4 protein-coding genes are annotated in these 2,362 nt (G+C 62.8%); 3 read left to right on the forward strand and 1 reads right to left on the reverse strand.

Annotation, left to right across the window (positions count from 1 at the left end; translation table 11 throughout):
- Positions 1-4: 4 nt before the first annotated feature.
- Complete coding sequence (locus ACTHL0_RS23725; protein WP_440569428.1) at positions 5-865, reverse strand: MBL fold metallo-hydrolase; 861 nt, start codon at positions 863-865, stop codon at positions 5-7.
- A gap of 89 nt (positions 866-954) precedes the next feature.
- On the opposite strand from ACTHL0_RS23725, the gene ACTHL0_RS23730 reads away from it, so the two are divergent.
- Genes ACTHL0_RS23730 through ACTHL0_RS23740 form a run of 3 tightly spaced genes read left to right on the forward strand, consistent with a single transcriptional unit; the run spans position 955 to position 2,166 of the window.
- Positions 955-1,299: an ArsR/SmtB family transcription factor gene (locus tag ACTHL0_RS23730; protein WP_440569429.1), complete on the forward strand. Its 345-nt coding sequence runs from the start codon at positions 955-957 to the stop codon at positions 1,297-1,299.
- Complete coding sequence (locus ACTHL0_RS23735) at positions 1,296-1,721, forward strand: YeeE/YedE family protein (RefSeq protein ID WP_440569430.1); 426 nt, start codon at positions 1,296-1,298, stop codon at positions 1,719-1,721. The genes ACTHL0_RS23730 and ACTHL0_RS23735 overlap by 4 nt, the downstream gene beginning before the upstream one ends.
- Position 1,722: 1 nt before the next feature.
- On the forward strand, positions 1,723-2,166 hold the full coding sequence (locus ACTHL0_RS23740) for a DUF6691 family protein (protein WP_440569431.1): 444 nt from the start codon (positions 1,723-1,725) through the stop codon (positions 2,164-2,166).
- Positions 2,167-2,362 lie beyond the last annotated feature (196 nt).

A 2,362-nucleotide genomic window follows, 5' to 3' on the forward strand; every position in this document is an offset into this window, starting at 1 on the left:
TCGATCAAAGCGCGTTCAGCGGAATCTTGAGATAACGAATGCCGTTCGATTCGGGCGGCGGCATATCGCCGGCCCGAATGTTGACCTGCACAGCGGGCAAAATGAGCACCGGCATCGAGAGCGTGCGATCGCGGGCGACGCGCATTTCGACAAACTCGCTCTCGGTCACCCCTTCGTGCAGATGCACATTCGCACGACGCTCTTCGTCGACGGTCGTTTCGCAACGCACCGCGCGTGAGTTCGGCGGGTAGTCGTGGCACATGAACAAACGGGTGTGCGACGGCAAGGACAGCAGCCTTTGCACGGATCGATACAGCATGTGCGCGTCGCCACCAGGAAAATCGCAGCGCGCCGAACCGACGTCGGGCATGAACAGCGTATCGCCCACGAATACAGCGTCGCCGATCTGATAGGCGATGTCTGCCGGCGTATGCCCGGGCACATGCAGCGCGCGTGCCGTCAGCGCCCCGATCGAAAACGTTTCGTCGGCCGCGAAGAGATGATCGAACTGTGCGCCATCTTCCGATACGTCGGCACCGAGATTGAACACCCCTTTGAATTTATGCTGGACGGCCCGGATCTGCTCGCCGATCCCGATCCTGCCGCCAAGATGGGACTTCAAGTACTGCGCGCCGGATAAGTGATCGGCATGGGCATGCGTTTCCAGCAGCCATTGCACCTGCAAGCCATGCTCGCGCACGAACGCAATGACGCGATCGCTCGATACCGTCGAGGTACGGCCCGATTTCGGATCGTAATCGAGCACCGAATCGATCACCGCGGCCGGCGTCCCGTCGCCGGCATGCACGACGTAGGTGAAGGTAGACGTAGCGGGATCGAAAAACGGCTCTACGCGAGGATGCATCGCCAACCCTCTGCACAATGTGATGTTGCTTAACAATATATCGTTCAATATAATGTTAGTCAATATATCGATCGGTGGGCGCGTCACAGATGCAAGATCAGCTTAGTGCACAAAACCGGGATGAGCTGCGCGAATCGGCAGCGCAGTGTTGCGCCTTGCTCAAGGCGATGGCGCACGAGGATCGTTTGTTGCTGCTGTGCCAGCTCACAGCAGGTGAGCAGAACGTAGGCGAACTCGAGGCCCGCGTCGGGCTGCATCAGCCGAGCTTGTCGCAACATCTCGGCGTGTTGCGCGAAGAAGGGATCGTCGCCGCCCGGCGGGAAGGCAAGTACATCTACTACAGTCTCGCCAGCCATGAAGTCGTGCGGATCATGCAGACGTTGTCAGGACTGTTTTGCGGCAAGCCGAAGGGTGCCAAGGGCGGGAGCGCATGAACATCGACATGTTGCACTTCACGCCGATGTCCGCTCTGGCGGGCGGCCTCATGATCGGCACAGCAGCGGCGTTGTATCTGTTGCTGAACGGCCGCATCGCCGGCATCAGCGGGATGCTGGGGCGTCTGATCGATTCGGCAACCGCCGATCGCGCCTCGCCGCTCGCCTTTATCGTCGGCTTGATCGCCGCGCCTTGGCTGTGGCGCCTCTTCGCGCCGCTGCCTGCGGTCACCATTTCGGCCTCGAACGCTCTGTTGATGGTCGCCGGGCTATTGGTCGGGCTCGGCACGCGCTATGGGTCCGGTTGCACGAGCGGCCATGGCGTATGCGGCATCTCGCGCGGTTCGGCCCGTTCGTTCGTCGCAACCGCCACCTTCATGGCGTTCGGCATCGTGACCGTCTTTTTGCTCCGGCACCGCTAATATGCGTCCTCTCTCGGCATTCGCCGCCGGCCTCCTGTTCGGGCTCGGTCTCATCGTCTCGCACATGGCCGATCCCGCGAAAGTGCTCGGCTTTCTCGATCTTGCCGGCCGTTGGGATCCGTCGCTCGCGTTCGTGATGGGCGGCGCCGTCGCGGTCGGCACCCTCGCGTTCGCATTCGCGCGCCGTCGGACCACAAGCTTGCTCGGCGCACCGATGTCATGGCCGACAGGCACCCATATCGATCGTCCGCTCCTCGTCGGCAGCGCGCTGTTCGGCATCGGCTGGGGGCTGGCGGGGTTTTGTCCGGGCCCGGCGCTCGTCGCCGCGTCGAGCGGCCAGCCGCGGGGGATCCTGTTCGTTGCCGCGATGCTGGCAGGCATGGCGCTGCATGGCCTTTTCGCGCGGCACCGGGCCGCACGCACTACACCCGCTTCACGCACTTGAAGCGGAGCTCATCGATGTCAACGCAAGCTCAGTGCAAGCGTGCTGCACGGCCACAACGGCCCGATCAAGCAAAAACGCGACACGCCGCGCTTCATCTGGAGCGGATGCGCCGCGCGTGAATCGTTCGGTTCGACAGGTCCTCCGTCACGGCTGGCTCGCATAGTACCGAGCCGCCGCCTCGATCTCGGCCGGCGTC

It is taken from the genome of Trinickia sp., assembly GCF_051961175.1.
Classification (GTDB): domain Bacteria; phylum Pseudomonadota; class Gammaproteobacteria; order Burkholderiales; family Burkholderiaceae; genus Trinickia.